This is a genomic window from Gordonia aquimaris (assembly GCF_026262595.1).
Lineage (GTDB): Bacteria > Actinomycetota > Actinomycetes > Mycobacteriales > Mycobacteriaceae > Gordonia > Gordonia tangerina.
In genome coordinates this window covers 52,697-76,867 of the sequence record NZ_JAPKFM010000018.1, presented here as the reverse complement: position 1 = coordinate 76,867, position 24,171 = coordinate 52,697, and the positions used below count along the sequence as shown (strand labels likewise).

Below are 24,171 nucleotides of genomic sequence, written 5' to 3'. Positions count from 1 at the left end.
CCCGGTGATCTCCCGAGATCGTGTTGTGACCGTGGTACTGAGGCAGGTTTTCGGGGATTCTTCCGTGGGGAACTATCGAGGTATGGCGGTCGGGACCGGCCACGACACGAGACCCATCGTGTCGCGTCTGTTGGAATGTATGTAAAGGATTGCAGTAATGGCACAGGGAACTGTGAAGTGGTTCAACGCGGAAAAGGGCTTCGGCTTCATCGCGCCTGACGAGGGGTCCGATGACGTGTTCGTCCACTACTCCGAGATCCAGGGCTCGGGATTCCGCACCCTCGAGGAGAACCAGCGGGTCGAGTTCGAGGTCGGCCAGGGAACCAAGGGCCCGCAGGCCACTGGCGTCCGCGCCGTCTAGGAGTCACCTCCTGCAAGCTGCGAAAGCTTGAGCGAAGTCGCTCCCGGTCACCATCACGGTGGCCGGGAGCGACTCTTTTGTGGCCTTGGCCCACCCGTGGTGATCCGTGTCCGACGCGATGCGTGACGCTGCACGCGGCCGGTCAGGCAGTAATCTCGGTGTGTGGGCCAGTTGTCGTTCTTCTCCGCGCAGATCGACCAACCCGCGTACGAGGATCTGTCGGGTCTGCTCGCCGCGCACGGACAAGCGGTTCGATCCGACGGCGGTACGCGGATCTCGGTCGTGGTGGCGCAACGCTGGCGCGCCGACGCGCTCGTCGAGGAGATGACCGCGACCGGGGTGGATGCCGAGGTCGTGATCTCCGATGAGGGCAATCCGATCGCGCGGACACAACCCTGCCACGATCTCGACGACCTGCATCGCCGGTGGTCGTCGGGTGCGGTCAAGGCGATGCCGTCGGGCTGGGTGCCGTCACCGCGTGCCCTGCGGCTGTGGACCCTCGCCGCCGGCGAACGCGACGGCGACCGATTCATGCTGGGTCTCGACAGCCACGCGCCCGACACGCATCCCGCGCTCGCGACCGCCCTGATGCGGGTCGGCGTGGCCCCCACCCTGGTCGGCCGGGGGCTGTCGCACGCGCTGCGCATCGCCGGCAAAAGGCGACTCGGTCACCTCTTGGAGTACATCGGCGAACCCCCTGCGGTGCCCGATGCCGCCGTGCATTGGCCGCATGTCGACGGTCTGTGATGCCGCCGACCCACCGAGGCCGCAAAATTCCTCGCAAATTCCTCTGACCAGGCACTATGTGGCCGCAGCGGCGTAATTTGCCACACTGGGGGTTTGCCGACGGGAATCCGAGTGTGCAGACGACGCTATATATAAGGTACAAACCTGATCGAGTGTCGTGCGTGTGACGAGGCCGTTGGCGCGGACGACATCAGCGAATGCGAAGTAAAGGACGCCCGGTGGCCGATTCCAGCACCGCAACTCCCACCAAGGGGAGCTCGACCCGACGACTGGTCATCGTCGAGTCGCCGACAAAGGCCCGCAAGATCGCGGGGTACCTGGGAGCGAACTATGTCGTGGAGTCCTCCCGCGGCCACATCCGGGACCTGCCGCGCGGCGCCGCCGACGTCCCCGCCAAGTACAAGGGCCAACCCTGGGCGCGTCTCGGTGTCAACGTCGACGACAACTTCGAGCCGCTCTACGTGGTCTCGGCCGACAAGAAGTCGACGGTCACCGAACTCAAGTCTCTGATGAAGGATGTCGACGAGCTCTACCTCGCCACCGACGGTGACCGCGAGGGGGAGGCGATCGCCTGGCATCTGCTGGAGACGCTCAAGCCGAAGATCCCGGTCAAGCGGATGGTGTTCCACGAGATCACCGAGTCGGCCATCCGGGCAGCGGCCGAAAACCCCCGCGACCTCGACATCGACCTCGTCGACGCCCAGGAGACCCGACGCATCCTCGACCGGCTCTACGGCTATGAGGTGTCGCCGGTGCTGTGGAAGAAGGTCATGCCGAAGCTGTCGGCGGGCCGCGTGCAGTCGGTGGCCACCCGCATCATCGTCGACCGTGAACGCGAGCGGATGGCCTTTGTCTCCGCCGAGTACTGGGACATCGCGGCGACCATGGACGTCGGTGCGGAGAGTTCGTCGACGCCGCGCACGTTCACGTCGCGGCTGGTGTCGGTCGATGACGCCAAGGTCGCCACCGGCCGCGATTTCGATGCGCGCGGAGCGCTCAAGAAGGCCGACGGCGTGCTCGTGCTCGACGGTGAGCGCGCCACGAGCCTGGCTACCGCCCTCGACGGTGCCGATATGACGGTGACGTCGGTGGAGGAGAAGCCGTACACCCGGCGTCCGTACGCCCCGTTCATGACCTCGACGCTGCAGCAGGAGGCCGGCCGCAAGCTGCGCTTCTCGTCGGACCGCACCATGCGCATCGCGCAGCGGCTCTACGAGAACGGCTACATCACCTACATGCGTACTGACTCGACGTCGTTGAGCGAGTCGGCCATCAACGCCGCGCGCAGCCAGGCGCGGGAGCTGTACGGCGAGTCGTTCGTCCATCCGACACCGCGGCAGTACAACCGCAAGGTCAAGAACGCGCAGGAAGCCCATGAGGCGATCCGCCCGGCCGGCGAGACATTCCGCACGCCCGGACAGGTCGGTGGGCAACTCGAGGCCGACGAGTTCCGGCTCTACGAGCTGATCTGGCAGCGCACCGTCGCCTCGCAGATGGCCGACGCCAAAGGCACCACGATGAGCCTGCGGATCACCGGCACCGCCACCTCCGGCGAACGCTGTACCTTCGCCGCGTCGGGACGCACCATCACCTTCCCCGGTTTCCTCTCGGCCTACGTCGAGACCGTCGACGAACTCGCCGGTGGTCAGGCCGACGACGCCGAGAACCGGCTGCCCAACCTCACCGAGGGGCAGGCGCTGACGGCAACCGAGCTCGACGCCGACGGTCACTCCACCAATCCGCCGGCGCGGTTCACCGAGGCGTCGTTGGTGAAGGTGCTCGAGGAGCTCGGCATCGGACGTCCATCGACCTATGCGTCGATCATCGGCACCATTCAAGACCGCGGCTACGTGGTGAAGAAGGGCAACGCGCTGGTCCCGTCGTGGATCGCGTTCGCCGTTGTCGGCCTCCTGGAGGCCTACTTCGAGAGTCTGGTGGATTACGACTTCACCGCCACCCTCGAGGACGACCTGGACCAGATCGCCGCCGGCCAGGCCAACCGCACCAGCTGGCTGACCGACTTCTATTTCGGCGACACCGAAGCAGAGTCGGAGACGGTCAAGTCGGAGGTCGCCAAGTACGGTGGCCTCAAGAAGCTCGTCGGTGTGAATCTCGAAGAGATCGATGCCCGCGAGGTCAATTCGATCCGCTTGTTCGACGACGAAGAGGGCCGGCCGGTCTTCGTGCGTGTCGGCCGATACGGACCCTATCTCGAGCGCAACGTCGCGGGGCCGGATGCCGAACCGGATCTCAAGCGCGCCAACCTCCCGGCCGACATCACGCCCGACGAGTTGACCCTGGCGGTCGCGGAGAAGCTGTTCGCCACTCCGCAGGAGGGTCGGTCGCTGGGCAACGATCCGCTCACCGGAAACGAGATCGTCGCCAAGGAAGGACGTTTCGGTCCGTATGTGACCGAGATCCTGCCGTCGGATGACGACGGTGACGACGACGGCAAGGCTCCAGCCACGGTCCCCGCGGGTCCGACGCCACGCGATGGTGGGGCCGGCGGCTCTGCCGGTGGCGACGGAGACGTTGTGCCGCTCGACGACACGTCGGGTGGGGCGACCAAGACCGCGGCCAAGACCGCCAAGAAGACGGCCAAGAAGGCAGCGAAGAAGGCCGGCCCGAAGCCGCGTACCGGGTCGCTGTTCAAGTCGATGGACATCTCGACGGTCACCCTCGATGATGCGCTCAAGCTGTTGTCTTTGCCGCGTGTCGTCGGTGTGGACCCGGAATCCGGTGACGAGATCACCGCGCAGAACGGTCGCTACGGCCCATACCTGAAGAAGGGCACCGACTCTCGGTCGCTGACCAGTGAGGACCAGATCTTCGGCATCACCCTGGAAGAGGCGCTCAAGATCTACTCCGAACCCAAGCGACGGGGTCGGCAGGCGGCCGCGCCGCCGCTGCGTGAACTCGGCAAGAACGACTCGGTGTCGGACAAGCCGATGGTCATCAAGGACGGCCGCTTCGGACCGTACGTGACCGACGGCGAAACCAATGCCAGCCTGCGTAAGGGGGACGAGGTCGACTCCATCACGCCGGAACGGGCGATGGAGTTGTTGGCGGATCGTCGTGCCCGTGGGCCGGCCAAGAAGTCGGCGAAGAAGGCCGCCAAGAAGGCTCCGGCCAAGAAGACCGCCAAAAAGACTGCGGCCAAGAAGGCAACCGCGAAAAAGACTGCGGCAAAGAAGAGTACGGCGAAGAAGTCGGCGGACTGATCTCGATACGCCTGCTCGCCTAACGGCTCGCACGCTACTCGATCCGAGGATCTCGATACGCCGACTCACTCCGTTCGCGGCTACTCGATCAGCGGCGGGGCGACGAAATCCGTCGGTCCACTGCGCCGCCGGGTGGCGCCACCAGTCGGTGGTCGAGTAGCTCCGAGCCGCTAGGCGAGGAGCGTATCGAGACCCCACACGGACCCCCTCCGCGCCCGTCAGATGTCCACCGGCTCCAACAGCGGCCGCGCGAGCAGGGTCTCTATCCCGCGTCCACGCAGCTCCACACCCTCACCGATATCCCAGTGTTCGGCTTCGGTCTGCGAGGCCAGGAACACCGCGCGCGCGGACCCGAGTACCCGGGTGGGTTCGTCCTTGGCGAGCTCGGTCAGTCGCGCCGCCTCGTTCACCGGGTCGCCGATCACCGTGTACTCCAGCCGCTGCTCGGAACCGATGTGGCCGGCGATGGCCTTACCGGCCGACACCCCGATACCGATGTCGGTGTCGCCGAGCGTGCGATAGAGCTCGGTGCGCAGTTCGCGTGCCGATGCCAGCGCGCGACCCGCGAAGTCGTCGAGATCCAGTGGTGCGCCGAAGATGGCGAGCGCCGCATCACCCTGGAATTTGTTGACGAAGCCTCCGTGGCGACCCACCACGGCGACCACCACCCGGAAGAACTCGTTGAGCAGGTTGACCACTTCTCGCGGCGGCCGGTTGACCGCGAGCCGCGTCGACCCGACGATGTCGACGAACAGCACGCCGACGTAGCGTTCCTCGCCGCCGAGTTCGGTTCCGGTCTCGATTGCGCGGCGGGCCACATCCTCGCCGACGTAGCGGCCGAACAGGTTGCGCAGCTCCTGGCGCTCCCGCAGATCCGACACCATGTCGTTGAAGCCGGCCTGCAACAGTCCCAGGTCGCTGCCGTCGTAGATCTTGACGGCGACGTTCAGATTGCCGGCCGAGACCTCGCTCTGCGCCTTGCGTAGCTGCTTGATCGGGTCGTTGATGGCCGCCACCACCCGCACGATGGCGATGACGCTGAACGCCAGCGCCGCGCCCGACATCCAGAGGATGGGGCGCTGCAGTCCCTCCGGGTCCGTCTCGATCCAGCCCAGACGCTGCAGGATGATCAGACCGATGATGACCGCCAGCGGTGCGACCACGCTGACCACCCAGAACACCGCGATGCGGGCGGTCACGCTCGGGGCCACGGCCGCGTCGGGTTCGTTGGCCATCGCCGCGACGGTGATGGGTCGCAGCACCTTCTCGGCCTGCAGGTAGGAGAGCACACAGGTCACCAGCGCGCCGACCGCGCTGGCCATCGCCACGATGAACGCATTCTTGTGCGAGACGGAGAAGTTCACCATCGTGAACAGCACGCCGCCGACCGTCCACAGCCCGAGGTTGACCACCGACAGCACATACGGCAGCTTCAGCGCCCGGCGCCGCGCGTTCGCGTTGTCCAGGCGGGTGCGCCGCCGATGCCAGATCAACACCGGCAAGGACAGCTGGATGCTGAGGAACCCACCCACCAACATCGCGACCACCAGGTAGATCGCGAAGATCACCTGATTGAGCGCGGTGATCTCGTCGAGGCTGTAGGAATCCTCCAGTGGCATCCCGAACCGGAGGAACGCAAAGGTGAACAGGGCGCCGACGACGTTTGCGCGCAGCATGTCCAGCGCAAGGATCGGCCACGGGGTATGCACCAGCCAACGGGCCAGATGCAGGCCCTTTGACCACCGAGACCGACGTTTGATCACGCTTCAAAGGTAGCGGGCTGCTTGCAGTTGTTAAACACGCGTGGGTCTCGGGGACGTGTCTGAACTGCGCATTACGCTGGCACTGTGACAAATGTCTTCGACCGGATGATCGGCCAGGCACCGATTGCCGACGAACTGCGGTCTGCTGCCCGGGCTGCCCGCGGGGTGGCGGCGCGTCTTGACGAGGGCGATGCCGGGGCTGTTTCCATGTTCGCGCCGTCCGACGACCCCAACGGCGACACGATGGCCGGGGCCGTGCGGGCCTCGATGACGCACGCGTGGCTGTTCACCGGGCCGCCTGGCAGCGGACGGTCGGTGGCAGCGACCTGTTTCGCCGCGGCCCTGCAGTGCCAGTCGCCCGACGTCGGTGATGTGGGCTGCGGCGAATGTCGTGCCTGTGTGACGGTGATGGCGCAGACACACGCCGACGTGCGCCACGTGGTTCCGCAGGGCCTGAGCCTGTCGGTGCTCGAGGCCCGGGACGTGGTCCAGGCGGCCGCCCGGCGGCCCGGGACCGGACGCTGGCAGATCGTGATCGTCGAGGATGCCGACCGACTCACCGAGCAAGCCGCCAACGCGCTGCTCAAGGCGGTCGAGGAGCCGCCCTCGCGGACGGTGTTCCTGCTGTGCGCGCCGTCGGTCGACCCCGACGACATCTCGGTGACGCTGCGGTCGCGGTGCCGGCACATCGCGTTGGGCACGCCGGCGGTCGCCGACATCGAGCGGGTGCTGATCGATCGCGACGGCATTGATCCGCAGCGCGCCGCGTGGGCGGCGGGGGTGTGCGGCGGCCACGTGGGCCGCGCCAGGCGTCTGGCCACAGACGACGAAGCGCGTGCACAGCGCGAGAAGGCGTTGGGCCTGGCCCGAGCGGCCGCCCGCGATTCGACCGCGTATGCGGCGGCCGAGGCGTTGGTGCGTTCGGCCGAGGATGCGGCCAAGGCGATCAGTGCCGAACTCGACGAGTCCGAGACCGAGGAGATGAAGACCGCGCTGGGCGCCGGCGGCACCGGCAAGGGCACCGCCCGTCCTCCGCGGGGTACCGCCGGTGCGCTCAAAGAGTTGGAGAAACGCCAGAAGTCGCGCTCCACCCGGGTTCAGCGCGACATGCTCGACCGCGCTCTCGTCGATCTGGCGGCACTGTTCCGGGATGCGCTGGTCATCTCGGTGGGTGCGCAGGTTGCCGCGATGCATCCGGACAAGACCGACGACATCGCGGTACCGATGGCCGGTTATGCGGCACCGGAGCAGCTGCTGCGCTGTGTGGAGGCCGTGCTGGACTGCCGGACCGCACTCGACGTCAACGTGAAACCGAAGTTCGCGGTCGACGCGATGGTCGCGACGATCGGACTCGCACTCAACGACCGGCGTCGGGTCGACGCCGGCCGCTGATGTGGGCCCGGTCACTCAGGCGAGCGGTCCCGTCGGCAGTTTCCGGCGGACCAGCTTGCCGGTGGCGTTGCGGGGGAGCTCTTCGATGAACACGACGTCGCGCGGCACCTTGTATCGCGCCAGATTCGACTTCACGTGCAGCTTCAGATCGTCGATCTGTGGGTCGGCGCCCTCGGCGCGAACGATGAACGCGCGCAGGCGGGTTCCGAACTCGTCGTCCTCGACGCCCACCACCGCGACGTCGGCGACATCGGGATGCTCGGCGAGTAGGTTCTCCACCTCGAGCGGGTAGACGTTCTCGCCGCCGGACACGATCATGTCGTCGTCGCGACCCTCGATGAACATCAGGCCGTTGTCGTCGAACCGCGCCATGTCACCGGTCGACATGTAACCGTCGATGACCTGCTTGTTGCGCCCGTCGGTGTAGCCCTCGAACGGCGCGCCGTTCTTCACGAACAGCCGGCCGCGCACGTTGGACGCGGTGATCCGCTGATCGTTGTCGTCGTAGAGCGCGAGATGGCTGCTCACCGGTGCACGGCCGACGGTTCCGGGCGCCTGCCGCAGCTCACTCGGCGTCGCAACCGATGCGATCGCGACCTCGGTGGAGCCGTACATGTTGTAAAGGACATCGCCGAAGGCATCCTGGACGGCTTCCGACAGCGTCGGCGACAGCGCCGAACCCGCGACGACGATAACCTTCAGCGACGAGAGGTCGTAGGACTTGATGACTTCGGGTCCCAGCGCCACCATCCGGTGCAGCATGGTCGGCACCGCCACCAGCACCTCGGCCCGGTTGTCGGCGATGGCGGCAAGGGTCTTCTCGGCGTCGAAGCGACGCATCACCACAGTCTTGTTGCCCAGCGCGGTCGCCACCCCCCACACCGCGAAGCCGGTGGAATGGAAAATCGGCGAGACGATGACCGCGGTGCCGTTCTGCGGGATCGGGATGCGGTCGAGTAGCAGGGCGCTGGTGAACGGTGAGAATCGGCCGCGCTGGGCACCTTTGGGGAGTCCGGTGGTTCCGCTGGTCAGGATGACCAACCCACCGACATCGTCGGGTTCGGGTGGCATGGAGGTGTTGCCGCCGTCCACGACGGCGTCGAGTGTGCGAACCCCTTCGGGGATCGGCCGGTCGCCGTCGACCCAGGTCAGATAGCGCGGGAGGCTGTCGGGCAGACCGTCGAGCAGGTCGATGAACTCTTCGTCGTAGAACATCACCTGGACGTTTTCGCGTTCGGCGACCTCGGCGAACTGGGTCTTGCCGAACCCGGTGTTCATCATCGCCAGTCGCACACCTGCGAAACCCGAGGCGGCCAGCACAGTGAGCAGTCCGCGATGATCGCGGGCAAGCACGCCGATGACGCTGCCTGGGGTGAGCCCGATCGCGAGGAGTTCATTGGCCAGCGCCTTCGCGTTGTCGTTGAGCTCACCGAAGATGAGTGTGCCGCGTTCGTCGGTCAGCGCCGGCGCGTCGGGGTGCTCTTCTGCGCCGTGCAGGATGATCGTCGCCGGCGCGCCGAGCGTCTTGCTGCGTTTGACCGCGGTCGCCAGTTCGCGCGGTTTGGTGAGGTCGAGTGCGCCGGATCGTTGCAGCACGCGCACCGCGCCGACCGTGTCGGTCAAGGTCTGAAGATGATCGCGGATCGATGCCATGCTCGGCGGCCTCCCGTTGTCTGTGTCACACACCACGTGCTCTGGATGACACTCTAAGGGGTCTGACACCCGGTGTGATCAGATTCCCCCTCCCAGCGAACCGAGCCGAAAGCGGACAGTGATAATTCAGCGGTAATCAGCCAGCAACACCCGGCTCCTAACGTCTCGCTGCATGAGTGCTGCCGCGTCACGGCCGCCGGGAACCGGCATCGATATCTCCGGGCTGACGAAGACCTTCTCGACACGCGCCCTGCGGGGCAGCTCGACGGTGACTGCGCTCGACGATGTGTCGATCGCGACGCCGGAGGGCTCGTTCCTGTCGCTGCTCGGGCCGTCGGGGTGCGGCAAGTCGACCGTGCTGCGGATTCTGGCCGGGCTCGAGGAACCGACTGCGGGCACCGCGTTGATGAACGGTCAGTCGCCAACCGACCTGCAACGCAACCACGAGTTGGGTATCGCCTTCCAGGATTCGGCATTGTTGCCGTGGCGGTCGGTGGAGGCCAACATCAAGCTGCCGCTGCAGGTGGGCCGGATGTCGGTGGACGACGACCTCGTGGCCGACCTCATCGAGCTCGTCGGACTGTCGGGCTTCGAGAAGTCCAAGCCGGCGACCCTGTCCGGTGGCATGCGCCAACGTGTCTCGATTGCCCGCGCGTTGGTCGTCAAACCCACCGCGCTGCTGCTCGACGAACCGTTCGGTGCGCTCGACGACATGACCCGGCAGCGACTCAACGTCGAACTGCTGCGGATCTGGACCGAGAAACCGGCGACCACGCTGATGGTCACCCACGGCATCGCCGAAGCCGTGTTCCTGTCCGACGAGGTGGCGGTGATGAGCCCGCGCCCCGGCAAAGTGGTGGAGATGGTCTCGATCGACCTGCCACGCCCGCGGGTTCCGGAAATGATGCGCACCCCCGAGTTCCACGAAATACACGATCATCTGTCGGGTTTGCTGTTCGGCGGAGCCGACGACGGCAGGCGAGCGACCGCCGAGGCCACACGTGGCTGATCTCGGGAGTGCCAACCGTTGGTACGCCGGGCTGCTCGGCCTGCTCGGGTTGATCGCGCTGTGGTGGATCGCCGGTGCGCTGGACTGGTTCAGCGGCACGATACCCACACCGGGCGAGGTCATCTCGACGATCGTCGACACCGGCGCCGCGTTCTATGTCGACAACTTCTCGTCGACCGTCGAGCTCGCCGCGCGAGGGTTCCTGTGGGGCAATGGCTTGGCCATCGGCCTCGCTGTCCTGGTGGTGCTGATCCCGCCGATCGAAGGCTTGGCGACGCAGCTCGCGATCATCTCGTATTGCACCCCGATCATCGCGGTGGCGCCGATCATTCAGGTCGCCTTCGCCGAGGTGCAGACGATGATCGTCTTCCTCGCGGCGATCTCCGTGTTCTTCACGACGATGATCGGCACGCTGACCGGACTGCGCTCACCCCATCAGAGCAGCCTGGACCTGGTGAAGGTGTACGGCGGGGGACGCGCCACCCAGCTGTGGCGAGTCCGGTCGGTCGCGGCAGTGCCCAACACCCTTGCGGCGGTGAAGATCGCGGCACCTGCCGCCGTGCTGGGTGCGGTGCTCGGCGAATTCCTGGCGATGCCCGACACCGGGGCGGGCCCGGCGATGATCGTCGCCCAACAGCGCGGCGACATTCCCGCGGTATGGGCGATCGCGCTGATCAGCGGTGCGATCGCGGGCATCGCCTATGCGGCGATCAGCGTGGTGGCGCGGTTCGCGACGCGGTGGTCGGCCGGTCTGGCGGTCCTGCGGTGACGGCAACCGGACTGTGGAGCATCGGCCGCTTCCTCGGATCGTTGTTGTTGTCGTTTGTGCTGATCCTGGTCATCTGGTGGCTGTTTCTGCTCGCGTTCCCCGATATCGGCCCCATCATCGGCCGCACCCCGGTGGATGTGTTCGAGTACCTCTTCACCGCGCCTGATGCTGCTGCGGCGCGTGCGGAGATCCTCGACAACCTGTGGATCACGTTGACCGACGCGGCGATCGGCTTCGTCGTCGGGATGAGCGCGGCCATCGCGACCGCGGCGCTGTTCGTGCTGTCGCGGCCCGCCGCGCAGACGTTCATGCCGATCGCCATGCTGCTGCGTTCGGTGCCGTTGGTGGCGATGACCCCGTTGATCACGTTGATCGTGGGACGCGGTGTCGCGGTGGTCGCGGTGATGGGCGGCATCGTGGTGTTCTTCCCGGCTCTGGTGATGATCATGACCGGGCTGGCGAATGCGCCGCGACAGATCAACGATGTGATCACGGTGTATGGCGGATCGTCGGCGACCGCACTGCGGATGGCTGCCATACCGGCAGCGGTGCCGTCGTTGTTCAGTGCCGCAAAGGTTTCGGTGCCCGGAGCGATCGTCGGGGCGACAGTCGCCGAATGGCTGGGCACCAACAAGGGGCTGGGTGCCACGCTGCAGCAGGCGCTGCCCGCCGCCGCCTATGACGAACTATGGGCGTCGGTGTTGGTCATCACGGTCGCCTCGATCATCATCTACGCGATCGTCGGCGTTGCCGAGACCGTGGTACTCACCCGAATGGGTATGGAACAGAAGTGATCTCCGGATCAACCGGGGGGACATCGGAAAGGGAACACATGAGCAACACGTCGTCACGCGCCACCTTCGACCGGCGGTCGTTTCTGCGGTACTCGCTCACTGCCGGCGGTGCGATCGGTGCGCTCGGCGCCACCGGGGTGTTGGCCGCCTGCAGTAGCGGCAGCAGCGACTCCGGCGGTTCAGGTGCATCGTCGATGAATCCGAAGGTACAGCTGTCGTGGCAGAAGAACATCGAATTCGCCGGCGAATACTGGGCATTGGAGAACGGTTACTACGAGGCCGAAGGGCTCGGGACACCGGAGTTGTTGACCGGTGGCGGGGCCGGTACCGGTGTGGAGACCGGGCTGACGTCGAACAAGGTGTGGATCGGCATGACCGCGCCACAATTGACGGCGCCGGTCATTCTGCAGGGGGCGGCATTGATGACCGTGGCGGCAACCTTCCAGAAGAACCCATTCTGCATCGTGTCGTCGGCGGAGAGCCCGATCCTGTCGCCGGAGGAGATGAAGGGCAAAAAGATCGGGGTGCAGGCGTCCAATGAGAACGTCTTCGCGGCGTTGCTCACCGCCAACGGCATGACCGAGTCCGACGTGCAGAAGATCACCGTGCAGTACGATCCGACGCCGCTGACCACCGGCGACGTCGACGGATGGGTCAGCTACGTCACCAACGAGCCGATCACGTTGGAGGCCAGCGGATTCCCCAACGCCAACTTCCTGTTCGCCGACTTCAACCTGCCGCTCGTCGCCGAGACGTTGGTGGTGCGCCAGGAGACCATCGACAACGAGCGCGACAAGGTGAAGGCGTTCCTGAAGGCCGATATCCAGGGTTGGTACGACGCCGTCGCCGACCCGGCCGGCTCGGCGCGTCTGGCCGTGACCAAGTACGGTGCCGACCTCGGGCTCGAGGAAGGCGAACAGACCAAGGAGGCCATCGCCCAGAACGGTCTGGTCGTGTCACCGGACACCGACGCCAACGGTTTGCTGACGATGACCGATGCCCTGATCGAGGAGAACATCATCGCGCTGGAGAAGGCCGGCTATTCCATCAAGCCCGAGCAGATCTTCGACATGTCGCTGATCGAGGAGGTCTACGCGGAGAACCCGGACCTCAAGCGCTGAGGTAACCCGGCCCGTTCGGCGAAACCTCATCGCAGGCGGGCCTTAGCGCACTGCCCGCACCGCTTAGCGGTGCTCAATCACTAGCCGGGAGCTTCGCCCACACCCATGCTGCAGCTGCGGTCACCGGGACCAGGGCGATTCCCCACGGGACGAATAGATTCAAAATGTTGCGACTTGCGCTACCGCCAGCCAGATGTAGCGCGATGAAGCCGACGATGAGGGTCGACGATGAAGCGCAGCACGCACCGATGACGTAGCGGACTTCGCGTGTGAGTTCAGGCTTCCACGCACCAAGAGTTCTGTCGGAAGCTGCCCACAGGACGGCGAGCAATCCGGTGGGTATCCCAGGCCACCACAGGAGCGTCGGCGGAAAGATGAGGGCGATCTTGAGTGCGTCTGGCTCGTGCGCGTAGTAGACGAGCCCGAGATAGATCGCGGGTACCAGGATTGCGGCGGTACGCGATTGCAGCGCGTGGGCTAGTTTCGTCGTCATCAGTAGGCCGACGCCGATACGACATTCCCGAGGAATCGGCCCCAGACGATCTCTGCAACGCGTGCGTTGAAATAGTCGGGCACGGGTGCATCGGTGGTATTGGCGTAGACGTTGAGCCGGAGTTGCTCGGTGTCGTTCCAGAAGTGGAACCTGACGGTGCTTCCCTCGCCGTCGAAGTGGTTTTCCAACCCTACGAATTCGAACGAGAAGTCATCGTCTGTCTCGACTACTTCGGTCACCCGGACAGGTGCCTGCATTGGGCCCATCCCATCCGGGATATCGATAACCAGCGGTAGTTCGTCGCCGACGTCGGGAAACTCCTTTGGCGCTCCCTCGACTGGAAAGTAGCAGTTGAAGCATTCGCGCAGTAGCGCCGCGACGTCCCTCGGCCCAATATCTGAGGTGTCAGGGCCATGCTCGCCTTTAGACTTCAGTTGGAGGGTGTAACCCCCTCCGTCGCTGACCAAGTGAGGTCCCAGCGACGGCGCTGCTTCCAGAAGGACCCGTTGGACATCGAGTGAAGTCGTTCTATCGGCCTGTTCAAGCTGATGGAGGTACCTTGATATGACCTGCTGCCAGGTCGCTACCTTGACCTGAGCATCGTCGTCGGCAGCATTTCGTGCTCGCACCGTCCAGCCGTCCTCGACGATGCACCCAGCGTCCTCTGCTGCCTCGGCTTGAGCCAGTAAAGCGACTGCGGCATAGTGCATTTCCTCAAGGCCGCGCCGAAGCGCGGCGCCGGCATCGAAGAGGAGATCGGCGATCTGGAGGTTTTGGCGCGATCGTGCAGTAAAGCCCTCTGCCGCCGCTTGATAGCCCGGGCCCGACCACGATCCTGACGAGGGAAGGGAATCACCGAGGTCCGCCTGCCGCGTCGATTCTTCTATCACAATGGACATGGACGTCAGAATCTCATTCGATGTCGTTGCTGCATCGATGGCATTCCATGCCATGACCGCGCTACGGCTCATGGCTATCACAGCCGAATGCTGCCCTCGTGGTCGCCACTACTCCGGGCGCTCTCTTCGTCGGCGCTTTCGTATGCCGATGCTGCTTTGGCGATGGTTGGGCCCAGTTGGTCGAGTGCGTTCGACGCGTGGATGATCAGTGTCTCAAGGATGGGATCGAGGATCGTCATGACGATTCCAGTGGCGCTACCACGGATCAGCCGAGCCGTATTGGACATTTCTCGTGACCCAACAGGGGCCGAAATATCTTTTGCGGCAGCCGATGTAACCAAACCGTGGGACCGCAGGGACTCGATAGACACGTGAATTCCCGTCAACCCAGACCCCCACTGGTTGTATGTTCGGCTCTCTGGCAGACGAGTATGTCCCAATCGGACAATCCGCGCAATCATCCGTTGGGTTGACGGTACGTGGACCGGTGACTCGAAGCGATGTCGAGCAGCTCGCGGGCCGGACCACGCAACCGGATGTGGGACGACCACACCGCGCGCAGCGGCCGCACCATGCGCAGTCCGGCCACCTCGACCCGCACCAGCCGCCCCGCCTCGATGTCGTCGTCGACCGACAACCGTGACAACACTGCGGCCCCCGACGAGGTCAGCACCGACGACCGGATCGCGGTAACCGACCGTAGTTCGATGAGCGGTTCGGTCGGGCCGACGCCCGAATCCTGCAGAGCTGCTTCATAGGTCACGCGCGTACCGGAACCGGGTTCGCGTTGGATCAGCGGTGTGGCAGCGAGTTCGGCGATGTCGACGGTCCGCCCGTCCGACCACGGGTGGCCGGGTGCGACCACCACCACCAGTTCGTCGCGGGCCACCAGTGTGTCGGTGAGATCGCCGATGCTGCCGGGACTTTCGATGAATCCGAGGTCGGCCTCGTCCTGGTGGACGGTCTCGATGACGTCGGCCGAGTTCATCGGCCGCACAGAGATCTTCACGTCGCTCTGATGGGTGAGTGTGGTGATCCAGCGGGGAACCAGGTACTCGGCCACGGTCTTGGAAGCGGCCACCACGAGCGTGGCATGGCGGGCGTCGATGAGGGTGTCCACGCCGGTCATGAACTGGGCGCCCCGCTCCACCAGGGCGTTGGCCCATTCGAGGACGGCCATCCCGCTCGCGGTGACGTCGACGCCACCCGCCGACCGGATGAAGATCTCGACACCGAGTTCGCGTTCCACGCCACGTACGCGTGCACTCACCGCTTGCTGGCTGATCCCGAGGTCACGGGCGGCGGCCCCCATGCTGCCGAGGCGTGCCACGGTGACGACGATGTCGAGCGCCGCGAGGTCGGGCAGTCGACGGGCGACCACGCGGGCCTACTCCTTGACGGGGGTTCCGCCGCCCTCCGTGTCGTCGGAGGGGGTGTCGGCTTCGTCAGCGGTGTTGTCGTCGTCGGACCGCTCGTCCTCGTCGCGCAGCGGGTCGTAGCCGTCGACGCCCTCGAGGACGGTCAGCTCCTGGTCGACCGCGGCGGAGAAGGCCTTGGCTTCTTCTTTGATCTTGTTGATGAAGTCCGACATCACTCGCTCCTTGCCGCTGTGCGTTCTATCGAAGAACCGATGCTCTCGACTCCACTATAGGGAGCGCGATGTTGTCCGGATGATCGATAGTCGGGCGAGTAAGCTGACGCCAGCGAGTGCCAAGGGAACCTCTCCCGAATCCCAGATGGAGCCGCCCAGGGGAATCGAACCCCTGACCTATTCATTACGAGTGAATTGCTCTACCGACTGAGCTAGGGCGGCGTGCTGCGCGGCGGCAGCGCCCACGAGTCTAGCGAGCCGGTGGCGCGTGACCAAACCGGGCCCCGGTGCGGACCCGTTTGGGTGCGAGACCACACGCGTTGGCCGGTTTCGGGGCCCGCCGGTGAAGCGGATGCTGCTTACGGACGGGGTGCGATGCGGTGCGGTGCGGTGCGGTGGGCTGGGTACGACTATGCGCCGCCCGGCCGGGTGCCCTCGAGCACCGTCAGCACCGCGCGGCCGCGCGGGGACAATTCGTATCCGACGTCGAGGCTGCGGGTCAGTCCGAGTTTCTTCAGCTTGCGGACATCGAGTTTGAAATCTGCGCGTGGCCTGCCCAATTCGGCTGCCAAGTCGGTCGAGACGACGGCTGGACGACGCGCGATCAGCTGCAGGGTCGCCCGTGTCCAGGGGCCGTGTGACGATCGATTGTCGAGTCGCTGCAACCGGGTACGCAGCTCGGCGATGTCGTCGTCGGAGAGGTCGTCGTCGGCTCGCAAGGCGATCCGCGGGTCGGGTCCGGCCCACCCCAGCTCGATCCGGAAGACCGGGTCGTCGGTGCGGCGGAGCTTCCCGACCGCCGCCACTGCGCTGGAGAATCCGGCGCGGTGCGCCTCATCGTCGGAGATCTCCTCGACGTAGACCTTCCGCACGGACCTGATCTCGATCAGCCCGGCCGAGCTGAGGAAGGTCGACCCGGCGCGGACTCGCGCCACCTGCCACCTACGGAAGGCCAGGTCTACCGAGCCGTCCGCCACACCGTGGGCGACTCGCGCCGGAAGGAGCACGACGTGAGCGTACCGAGAATTCGGGTCACGAGGAGCGCGGTGCAGTCGTAGGGTCGAATCATGACCGGATCCAGCGGAACCCCAGTCAGCGCGGCAGCGGCCACCGAGGCGCTCTCGGACCCGTGGCGGGTTTTGGCCGACACCGTCTACGCCGCCTTCCGGACCAAGAACATGGTGCGCGGCGGCGAGTTCGTCGCACGGATCATCGAGGCCGCCGAGGCGGCCGGTCACCATCCCGACGTGGAACTGCGGTACGGGTCAGTGCATCTGGCGCTCACCACGCACAGCGCGCACCGACTCACCGAAGCCGACGTCGCGCTGGCCAACCGGATCTCGTCGATCGCGGCCGACCTCGATCTGGAGCCGGCGGCCGCTCCGCCGGGACGCTTCGAGTTGGGGATCGACGTCCTCGACGTCGACAAGGTCCGCCCGTTCTGGAAGGCCATCCTCGGCTACGACGACGAGCCCGAGCAGACGTCAATCGACCTCTCCGACCCGGCGGGCATCCTCCCCGGGGTGTGGTTTCAGCAGATGGACGAACCGAGGTCGCAGCGCAACCGCGTCCACGTGGACCTGTGGCTCCCTCACGACGCGGTGGAGGAGCGGATGGCTGCCGCCCTCGATGCCGGTGGTCGGCTGGTCACCGACGAGTTCGCGCCGGAATGGTGGGTGCTGGCCGACCCCGAGGGCAACGAGATCTGCCTGTGCACGTGGCGCGGACGGGAGTGACTGACCCTGTTTTGTAGTACCAACATGCGGTTTTCCGCACGTTGGTACTACAGGATCAGGCTGGCCGGGCTAGGCGACGCCCTCGGCCTTGGCGGCTGCGGCGACGGCCTTGGCGACCGCCGGGGCGACGCGGTCGTCGAGCGGGCTCGGCACGATCTTGTCGGCCCGCAGGTCGTCGGAGACTACCGAGAAGATCGCTTCTGCGGCAGCGAGTTTCATCCGCTCGGTGATGCGACGCGCACCGGCGTCGAGCGCGCCGGCGAAGACACCCGGGAACGCGAGCACGTTGTTGATCTGATTCGGGAAGTCGCTGCGGCCGGTGGCCACGACCGCGGCGTACTTCGCCGCGACCTCGGGGTGGATCTCCGGATCGGGGTTGGACAGGGCGAACACGATCGCGTTGTCGGCCATCGAGGCGATGGCGTTCTCGTCGATCTGACCGGCCGATACACCGAGGAACACGTCGGCTCCGTCCAGCGCCTCGGCGGCGCCGCCGGACAGGCTGCGCGGGTTGGTGCGTTCGGCGAGTTCCTGCTTGATCTCGTTGAGGTCGTCGCGGTGAAAGCTGACGATTCCCTTTGAGTCGAGCACCACCACATCGCTCACCCCCGCGTGTTCGAGGATGTTGGCGCACGCCACACCGGCGGCACCGGCACCGGAGATGACCACCTTGAGGTCGCGCAGATCGCGTTCCTGTAGAGCCATCGCACCCTTGAGTGCCGCCAGAACGACGATCGCGGTGCCGTGCTGGTCGTCGTGCATCACCGGGCAGTCCAGCGCCTCGATGACGCGCCGTTCGATCTCGAAACAGCGGGGAGCGGAGATGTCCTCGAGGTTCACCGCGCCGAAGCTCGGTCGCAGCCGGATGAGGGTCTCGACGATCTCGTCGGGGTCCTTGGTGTCGAGGACGATCGGGATCGAGTTGAGTCCGGCGAACGACCGGAACAGCGCCGACTTGCCCTCCATCACCGGTAGCGATGCGCGCGGACCGATGTCACCGAGGCCGAGGACGGCAGAGCCGTCGGAGACCACGGCCACCAGACGCTGGGTCCAGGTGTACTGATTCACCAGTTCGGCCTTGTCGTCGATCGCCCGTGACACCTGGGCCACGCCCGGGGTGTACGCGATCGACAGATCGCGCTGGGTGTCGATCGGCGCGCGCAACTCCACCGAGAGTTTGCCGCCCACGTGAGCCATGAAGATCTCTTCGTCGGTGATCGGCAACTCGGCGATCGACGGCTCGTTGAACGCAGTGCGGTGGGTGGGGGCGTTGTCTGCCGTGCTGGCCACGGTTGTTCCTCCTGGATCACCCGCATCGAACGGCGGGTTTCTACGGTGGCGCCACAACGGTGGGGCGCCCCTACAACTGCCGGTCCGTGGCGCGAAGCGTGTGCGCTTCGGCACTACGGCGAACCGTCGCGACCCGGATCACGTTCGTGGCCGGGCTGCGGAACCGCCTCAGTGTCGCACCGTGTCCACAGGCCGATCAAGGTGCCCCCCGATTGATCGATCGGGTCGATAAGGTACAACTTGTATCTATGTTGTCCGCAACCGGTGAATCGGCAGCTGAACGCGTATATCGCGAGGTCAAAGGCCAGATTCTCACAAACCAGATCCTCGGCGGTGAGCTGATCAGCGAAGGTGACATCGCCACAGAATGTGACGTGAGTCGCACGCCGGTGCGGGAAGCGTTCCTGCGGTTGGAGGCCGAGGGCTGGATGCGGCTGTACCCCAAGCGCGGCGCACTGGTGGTTCCGGTTGCCGACCGAGAGGCCCGCGACGTGGTGCAGGCGCGCATCCTGCTGGAGGAACACGCCGTGCGCACGTTGGCCGGCGACCCCACCGGACGCGCCGATCTCGCCGCGCGCCTGGAACGCAATCTCGCCGCCCACCGCGCGGCCGACCCTGCCGACATCGCAGAATTCGCCCGCATCGACGCGGAGTTCCATCAGCTGATTGTCACCGCCGGCGACAACCCGCTGCTCGCCGACTTCTTCGTCAGCCTCGGCGAACGGCACCGAAGGATGACCACCACGAGCGTGCGCCGCGACGACACGGTTGCCGCCCGCATCCTGGCCGACCATCGCGAACTGCTCACCGCGGTCGCCGACGGCGACAGCGATGCGTACGCCGCGGCACTGGCCGCGCATCTGGCATCCGTGCACGACCTCGGTCCTCGGACATGACGCTGACTGACCAGACCTCGGTCGAGAAGCCCGCGTCGTCGCGTCCCGGTTCGTGGACGCCGGTGGCGGCTGCACTGTTCACCGCCGCGTGGGGTGGCAACGAGTTCACGCCGCTGCTGGTGATGTACCGCCAGCAAGGCGAGTTGTCGGCTGTCGCCATCGACAGTCTGCTGTTCACCTATGTGCTGGGCATCGTCCCGGCGCTGTTGATCGGCGGCCCACTGTCCGACCGGTACGGCCGGCGGCCGTTGATGCTGCCGGCGCCGGTGTTCGCCGGATTGGGGTCGCTGCTGCTGGCACTCGGACCGCACTCGTTGGCCCTGCTCAGCGTCGGCCGGGTGGCCAGCGGAGTCGCGTTGGGCCTGTCGATGGCGGTCGGGGGCAGCTGGCTGGCGGAGATCAGTCATCGCAACGGCGACCGCGCCGGCGTCGGGGCGCGTCGGGCGGCGATGAGCCTGACCGCCGGCTTCGGGGTCGGGGCGGGCATCGCGGGTGTGCTCGCGCAATGGGGGCCGTGGCCGACGGTGACGCCGTACGCGGTCAACATCGCACTCGCCTGCATCGCCCTCGTTGCATTGGCCGGCGCACCGGAGACCCGGTACCGGGGCACCGACCGTGGCCGACTCGCCGACGATCTGCGCATCACAGGTGTACTCAACCGGCGGTTCCTGCTCGTCGTGGTCCCGGTCGCGCCGTGGGTCTTCGGTGCCGCGGCGTCGGCCTACGCGGTCATCCCGGCGCTGATGTCGGCCCGGACCGCCGGCGCGCCGATCGCGTTCGCCGCGCTGTGCTGCGTGCTGGGCCTGGGCGCAGGGTTCGGGATCCAGTCACTCGGACGTCGGCTCGACGACCCGGACCGTGCACGCGGCCCGGTCCTCGCGCTGATCGTGCTCGCCGCGGGGATGGCCCTCGCGGCAGCTGCCGCACACACCCTCGCCGTCTGGGTGTCACTGCTGGCCGCGATCGTGCTGGGCTGCGGTTACGGGATGGCCATGATCGCGGGCCTGCTGGAGGTGCAGCGCATCGCCGGACCGCACAACCTGGCGGGTCTGACCGCGGTCTTCTACTCGGTCACTTACCTCGGGTTCGCCGTGCCGGTGATCCTCGCCTGGATCTCGGAGAACCGCCCGGCGATCACCTACACCGCGATGTTCGGGGTCGGGGTCATCGCGGCGCTGGTGTGCCTGGCGATCGTCGTCGCCGGGCATCGGGCGGACCGCCGGATCTTCCAGCAGCGTCCCGGCGCCGCGGCGTGCGAGATCCCCCGGACGACCGACCGGTAACCTCATCTCCGGTTCGCAGGCGACGGGAGGAATCGGGCGATGATGCTGGGGGCATGGGTCACGGTGGTGACGGCCCTGATGCTGGTGGTTCCCGGCGCCCTCGTCGGACGCCGCATGTTGCTGCCCTGGCCGGTGGCGATCGCCGCCGGCCCGCCGATCACCTTCGCCGTCGTCAGCGTGTTCACCGTGTTGTACTCGGCGATCGGGTTCGAGTGGAACATCGTCACCGCGCTCCTCGCGCTGGTGATCACACTGCTGTTCGCATGGGTGTATGCGGCGCTGCTCGCCACCCGCCGCTTCGCGACGTTCGCCCCGAACCGCGCAGACGACGACCCACCGCTCGGATGGCGTGCGGCAGTGCCGTTGGCCGCCGGTGCCGGTGTCGGCGCGATCATCATCGCGATCACCTGCATCCGGCCGCTCGTCACGACCGCCTTTGCCGGTCTGGGCAACATCTCGCAGGTGTGGGACTCCCTGTGGCATGCCAGTTCGCTGCGCTGGATCGACGAGACCGGGGTCGGTTCGGCGCTACGCATGGGCGAACTGATGAACTATGACACCCACGGCTTCAACTACTACCCGAACACCTGGCATGCACTGGGCGCCATCCTCTTCCCCCTCACCGGCGCCGACCCGGTAGAGCTCTACAACACCTACTCGCCCGCGGTGTTGGCGATCACCGTTCCGTTCGGGGCCGCCGCGCTGGCCTACTGGTTCGCCCGCCATCGCTTCGACCCGTCGCGCTCGGCGGTGGTGGCCGGGGCTGCGGCTGCGGCGTCGGCGTTGTTCCCGTCACTGCCCTATGTGGAGGTGCAGCTTACGTCGGTGCCCAACGCGGTGGGGGTGTCGATGGCGCCTATCGCCGCGATTCTGGTGATCAGTGCCGTCCGCGACCGGCGCCGAGTATTGGCGGCCGCCGCGGCGATGGCCGGGGTCACCGCGACCCATCCGTCCGGTCTGATCCTGGCCGGCGTGATCGTGGTGCTGTGGCTGCTGCTCGAGGGTTTGTGGCACCCGGCGTACGGGCGGCTGCGTGATCTGGCGACGCTGGCCGTCGCCGGGCTGCTCACCGTGGTGGGGATCGCGCCGGTCGTCTACGGCACCATCAAGGTCGCCGACACCAACGAACTACCCTTCTTCGACTTCCGCGAAGAAGGGGTCGGGGTGTTGTCCGGTCTGGCGCAGGCCGCGTTCAACGGCACCATTCCACTGGAGAAGCACTATCCGATCTGGGCGCTCATCGTCCTCACGGTGCTCGGTCTGGCGGTCCTGGCCTGGATGCGGTGCTGGGCGGGGCTGGCCGGCTGGCTGGTGTTCGTGCTCGTCACCGCCAACTCGGTCGTCTCGCTGGGTGTGCTGTCCTATCCGCTGGGCGCCATCGGTGGCTATTTCTACAACTCACCCCATCGACTGACCTTTGTGGTGGCGATGTTTTCCGCGGCTGCCGCGGGGTGCGCACTGGGCGCTGCGGCGGTGGCGGTCGCCGGCTGGGTGGCCGGACGTGACCGGACGTCGCCGCGATCGGCTCGTTGGGCGCTGCCCGCCGTAGCGGTCGTGCTCATCGCATTGATCGCCGGCGCCGGGGTGGTGCGCTACCCGGCCGACGCGCAGATAGCGTCGAAGGAACGTGGCGGTAAGTACATCGGGCCCGACGATCTGGACGCCTATCACTGGTTGGCCGAGCAACCCGACGCCCACGACGTGCTGGTGCTCAACAATCTCGATCAGGGCACCGGTTGGCTGTATCCGGTCACCGGGGTCACCCCGATGTTCCCGTTCTACCGGGCCAACGACTTCTCCCAACGGCAGCGCGACCTGTTCTGGGGTGTCTCCCAGATCGGCGCCGACCCCTACATCGACGGCATCGTGCGCGACATGAACGTGCACTACGTCATCGACAGCCCGCCCAGCTATTGGGAGTTCCAGAACGGGGTGCCCGACCCGGAGAACGGGGTGCAGGGCGACCCGTTCCTGGCGCTGCGCAACTCCGGTGCACCCGGACTGACCGAGGTGTTCCGGCAGGGCAACGTGAGCGTCTATCGCGTCAACGAACAGGTCTACCGGCCGGCCGGCTGAGTACGCACTCAGGCGTCGGGATACCCGTTCGGGTTCTTCGACTGCCACCGCCAGGTGTCGGCGCACATGTCGTCGATGGTCTTGGTGGCCCGCCACCCCAAGTCCGCGTTGGCGCGGGCCGGATCGGCGTATGAGGCGGCGATGTCGCCGGCCCGTCGCGGCGCGATCTCATACGGGATCGGGCGGCCACTGGCCCGTTCGAACGCCTTGATCACCTGCAGCACTGACACACCCTGTCCGGTGCCCAGGTTCCACACCGACATCGGTTCGGCGCGGCTGCCCACGGTGTCGAGGGCGGCCACGTGCCCCGCGGCGAGATCGTCGACGTGGATGTAGTCGCGCACACCGGTGCCGTCGACGGTGTCGTAATCGTCTCCGAATACCGACAGCTGCTCGCGTCGCCCCACCGCCACCTGCGCGACGAACGGCATCAGGTTGTTGGGGATACCGCTGGGGTCCTCGCCGATGTCGCCGCTGGCATGGGCGCCCACCGGGTTGAAGTAGCGCAACGCGGCGATCCGCCACCGGTCGTCGCTCGCCGCGACGTCGGACAGGATCTGCTCGATCATCACCTTGGTCCAGCCGTACGGATTGGTGGCCGAGGTCGGCAGATCCTCGGTCATCGGGAGTTCGGGTTCGGCGCCGTACACCGTCGCCGACGACGAGAACACCAGTGTCCGCACATCGTGGCGGTCCATCGCGCGTAGCAGGGAGAAGGTGCTGTCGAGATTGTTCTGGTAGTAGGCCAGCGGCTTGGCCACCGACTCGCCGACCGCCTTGAAGCCGGCGAAGTGGATGACCGCGTCGATCTGCTCGTGCGCGAACAGATGCTCGGTCTTGTCGGTGTCCGTCAGGTCGATGGCATGCACGGGTATGGGGCGCCCGGTCAACGCCTCCAGCCGGCCCACGACGGTCGGCTTGGCGTTACTGAAGTCGTCGACCACCACCACATCGTGGCCGGCCTCGACGAGACGGATGACGGTGTGCGAGCCGATGTAGCCGGCGCCGCCGCTGACGAGTACGCGCATGGCTCCACCGTATGCGTCGCAGCTGGCAGGCAGCGTGGGGGAGTCTGTG

Annotated in this window: 22 protein-coding genes and 1 tRNA gene; 12 read left to right on the top strand and 11 right to left on the bottom strand. The window is 66.4% G+C overall.

From position 1 onward, the window contains the following. The first annotated feature begins 157 nt into the window (after window positions 1-157). The 3 genes from OSB52_RS16575 to topA all read left to right on the top strand — a co-directional run bounded on the left by OSB52_RS16575 (window position 158) and on the right by topA (window position 4,329). Complete coding sequence (locus OSB52_RS16575) at window positions 158-361, top strand: cold-shock protein (RefSeq protein WP_004022110.1); 204 nt, start codon at window positions 158-160, stop codon at window positions 359-361. Between the two features lie 162 nt (window positions 362-523). Continuing rightward, window positions 524-1,108, top strand: coding sequence for a hypothetical protein (locus OSB52_RS16570; RefSeq protein WP_266062761.1), 585 nt, complete (start codon window positions 524-526; stop codon window positions 1,106-1,108). A 218-nt stretch (window positions 1,109-1,326) separates the two neighbouring features. Continuing rightward, the gene (topA, locus tag OSB52_RS16565) at window positions 1,327-4,329 is read left to right on the top strand and encodes a type I DNA topoisomerase (protein ID WP_266062760.1); all 3,003 of its coding nucleotides are present in this window, start codon (window positions 1,327-1,329) and stop codon (window positions 4,327-4,329) included. Between the two features lie 218 nt (window positions 4,330-4,547). On the opposite strand, the gene OSB52_RS16560 is transcribed toward topA, so the two are convergent. Beyond that, window positions 4,548-6,005, bottom strand: coding sequence for an adenylate/guanylate cyclase domain-containing protein (locus OSB52_RS16560; protein WP_235722004.1), 1,458 nt, complete (start codon window positions 6,003-6,005; stop codon window positions 4,548-4,550). A 171-nt stretch (window positions 6,006-6,176) separates the two neighbouring features. Here OSB52_RS16560 and OSB52_RS16555 point away from each other — a divergent pair, with 171 nt between their 5' ends. Further along, the gene (locus tag OSB52_RS16555; protein ID WP_266062759.1) at window positions 6,177-7,484 is read left to right on the top strand and encodes a DNA polymerase III subunit delta'; all 1,308 of its coding nucleotides are present in this window, start codon (window positions 6,177-6,179) and stop codon (window positions 7,482-7,484) included. A 15-nt stretch (window positions 7,485-7,499) separates the two neighbouring features. Here OSB52_RS16555 and OSB52_RS16550 read toward each other — a convergent pair whose 3' ends face one another. Next, the gene (locus tag OSB52_RS16550; RefSeq protein WP_266062757.1) at window positions 7,500-9,137 is read right to left on the bottom strand and encodes an acyl-CoA synthetase; all 1,638 of its coding nucleotides are present in this window, start codon (window positions 9,135-9,137) and stop codon (window positions 7,500-7,502) included. Window positions 9,138-9,309: 172 nt separating this feature from the next. Here OSB52_RS16550 and OSB52_RS16545 point away from each other — a divergent pair, with 172 nt between their 5' ends. The 4 genes from OSB52_RS16545 to OSB52_RS16530 are packed head-to-tail and all read left to right on the top strand — an operon-like array spanning window position 9,310 to window position 12,830. Continuing rightward, a complete protein-coding gene (locus tag OSB52_RS16545) occupies window positions 9,310-10,146 on the top strand; it encodes an ABC transporter ATP-binding protein (RefSeq protein WP_266062756.1) in 837 nt (278 codons plus the stop codon). Beyond that, window positions 10,139-10,915 (top strand): ABC transporter permease, encoded by a 777-nt coding sequence (locus OSB52_RS16540; RefSeq protein WP_235721807.1) that lies wholly within the window; start codon window positions 10,139-10,141, stop codon window positions 10,913-10,915. Before OSB52_RS16545 ends, OSB52_RS16540 begins: the two co-directional genes overlap by 8 nt. Further along, a complete protein-coding gene (locus OSB52_RS16535) occupies window positions 10,912-11,709 on the top strand; it encodes an ABC transporter permease (protein WP_266062755.1) in 798 nt (265 codons plus the stop codon). The genes OSB52_RS16540 and OSB52_RS16535 overlap by 4 nt, the downstream gene beginning before the upstream one ends. Window positions 11,710-11,747: 38 nt before the next feature. Then, a complete protein-coding gene (locus OSB52_RS16530; protein ID WP_235721809.1) occupies window positions 11,748-12,830 on the top strand; it encodes an ABC transporter substrate-binding protein in 1,083 nt (360 codons plus the stop codon). Between the two features lie 73 nt (window positions 12,831-12,903). Here the strand turns inward: OSB52_RS16530 and OSB52_RS16525 are convergent, their stop codons facing one another. The 7 genes from OSB52_RS16525 to OSB52_RS16495 all read right to left on the bottom strand — a co-directional run bounded on the left by OSB52_RS16525 (window position 12,904) and on the right by OSB52_RS16495 (window position 16,820). After that, window positions 12,904-13,323, bottom strand: a complete 420-nt coding sequence (locus tag OSB52_RS16525; protein WP_266062754.1) for a hypothetical protein — start codon at window positions 13,321-13,323, stop codon at window positions 12,904-12,906. Further along, complete coding sequence (locus OSB52_RS16520; RefSeq protein WP_266062753.1) at window positions 13,323-14,294, bottom strand: hypothetical protein; 972 nt, start codon at window positions 14,292-14,294, stop codon at window positions 13,323-13,325. The genes OSB52_RS16525 and OSB52_RS16520 overlap by 1 nt, the downstream gene beginning before the upstream one ends. Before the next feature lie 5 nt (window positions 14,295-14,299). Next, window positions 14,300-14,461: a hypothetical protein gene (locus OSB52_RS16515; RefSeq protein ID WP_266062752.1), complete on the bottom strand. Its 162-nt coding sequence runs from the start codon at window positions 14,459-14,461 to the stop codon at window positions 14,300-14,302. Window positions 14,462-14,679: 218 nt separating this feature from the next. Beyond that, window positions 14,680-15,603 carry a LysR family transcriptional regulator gene (locus OSB52_RS16510; protein WP_266062751.1) on the bottom strand — a complete coding sequence of 308 codons (924 nt, stop codon included), beginning with the start codon at window positions 15,601-15,603 and terminating at the stop codon, window positions 14,680-14,682. Between the two features lie 6 nt (window positions 15,604-15,609). Further along, complete coding sequence (locus tag OSB52_RS16505; protein ID WP_235721811.1) at window positions 15,610-15,813, bottom strand: hypothetical protein; 204 nt, start codon at window positions 15,811-15,813, stop codon at window positions 15,610-15,612. A 146-nt stretch (window positions 15,814-15,959) separates the two neighbouring features. Next, window positions 15,960-16,035 (bottom strand) — tRNA-Thr (locus OSB52_RS16500). Window positions 16,036-16,223: 188 nt separating this feature from the next. Continuing rightward, window positions 16,224-16,820 carry an ASCH domain-containing protein gene (locus OSB52_RS16495; protein ID WP_266062750.1) on the bottom strand — a complete coding sequence of 199 codons (597 nt, stop codon included), beginning with the start codon at window positions 16,818-16,820 and terminating at the stop codon, window positions 16,224-16,226. Between the two features lie 60 nt (window positions 16,821-16,880). Between OSB52_RS16495 and OSB52_RS16490 the strand changes: the two genes are divergently transcribed. Beyond that, window positions 16,881-17,549: a 4a-hydroxytetrahydrobiopterin dehydratase gene (locus OSB52_RS16490; protein WP_266062749.1), complete on the top strand. Its 669-nt coding sequence runs from the start codon at window positions 16,881-16,883 to the stop codon at window positions 17,547-17,549. Window positions 17,550-17,618: 69 nt separating this feature from the next. On the opposite strand, the gene OSB52_RS16485 is transcribed toward OSB52_RS16490, so the two are convergent. Next, on the bottom strand, window positions 17,619-18,839 hold the full coding sequence (locus OSB52_RS16485) for an NAD(P)-dependent malic enzyme (protein WP_235721814.1): 1,221 nt from the start codon (window positions 18,837-18,839) through the stop codon (window positions 17,619-17,621). A 248-nt stretch (window positions 18,840-19,087) separates the two neighbouring features. On the opposite strand from OSB52_RS16485, the gene OSB52_RS16480 reads away from it, so the two are divergent. From OSB52_RS16480 to OSB52_RS16470, 3 genes are read left to right on the top strand one after another with little or no spacing between them, the layout of a single operon-like run. Beyond that, window positions 19,088-19,735: a GntR family transcriptional regulator gene (locus tag OSB52_RS16480; RefSeq protein WP_235721815.1), complete on the top strand. Its 648-nt coding sequence runs from the start codon at window positions 19,088-19,090 to the stop codon at window positions 19,733-19,735. After that, complete coding sequence (locus tag OSB52_RS16475; protein ID WP_235721816.1) at window positions 19,732-21,018, top strand: MFS transporter; 1,287 nt, start codon at window positions 19,732-19,734, stop codon at window positions 21,016-21,018. The genes OSB52_RS16480 and OSB52_RS16475 overlap by 4 nt, the downstream gene beginning before the upstream one ends. Window positions 21,019-21,057: 39 nt before the next feature. Beyond that, complete coding sequence (locus OSB52_RS16470) at window positions 21,058-23,094, top strand: DUF6541 family protein (protein WP_266062748.1); 2,037 nt, start codon at window positions 21,058-21,060, stop codon at window positions 23,092-23,094. 8 nt (window positions 23,095-23,102) lie between these two features. Here the strand turns inward: OSB52_RS16470 and galE are convergent, their stop codons facing one another. After that, window positions 23,103-24,122 (bottom strand): UDP-glucose 4-epimerase GalE, encoded by a 1,020-nt coding sequence (gene galE, locus OSB52_RS16465; protein WP_235721818.1) that lies wholly within the window; start codon window positions 24,120-24,122, stop codon window positions 23,103-23,105. Window positions 24,123-24,171 lie beyond the last annotated feature (49 nt).